This is a genomic window from Natronomonas amylolytica (genome assembly GCF_037031205.1).
Classification (GTDB): domain Archaea; phylum Halobacteriota; class Halobacteria; order Halobacteriales; family Haloarculaceae; genus Natronomonas; species Natronomonas amylolytica.
On the sequence record NZ_JAYEZM010000018.1, the window covers coordinates 1 to 643 of the forward strand.

Genomic DNA, 643 nt, shown 5'->3' on the forward strand with positions numbered 1-643 from the left:
AGGAAGAGCGCCTGATCAGGGATACGGCCCGCGAGTTCGTCGCCGACCGGGTGCGCCCGGAGATCGGCGCCCACTACGAAGACGGTACCTTCCCGACCGACCTCATCCCCGAGATGGGCGAACTGGGCTTTTACGCCCCCAACCTGGAGGGCTACGGCTCGCCGAACGTCTCCGAGACCGCCTACGGCCTGCTCATGCAGGAACTGGAGGCCTGTGACTCGGGACTCAGATCCATGGCCTCCGTTCAGGGCGCGCTCGTGATGTACCCGATCCACGCCTACGGCAGCGACGCACAGAAAGAACAGTGGCTGCCGGCACTCGGCCAGGGCGAGGCGGTCGGCTGTTTCGGCCTCACGGAACCCGAACACGGCTCGAACCCCTCGGCGATGGAGACCCACGCCGAAAAGGACGGAAGCGAGTACGTCCTCAACGGCGCCAAGACCTGGATCACCAACTCCCCCATCGCCGACGTCGCCGTCGTCTGGGCGAAAGATCGCTCCGCCGACGGCGACGACAACCCGGTCCGGGGCTTCCTCGTCGAGACCGACCGCGACGGCGTCACCACCAACAAGATCACCGAGAAACTCTCGCTGCGCGCCTCCATCACCGGCGAGATCGGCCTCAACGACGTCCGCGTGCCCGA

Annotated in this window: 1 protein-coding gene; it reads left to right on the forward strand. The window is 66.6% G+C overall.

Annotated elements, in window-relative coordinates; translation table 11 throughout:
* Positions 1-643 (forward strand): acyl-CoA dehydrogenase family protein (locus U5914_RS16835; protein ID WP_336136903.1); only part of this gene is annotated, 643 nt, incomplete at both ends.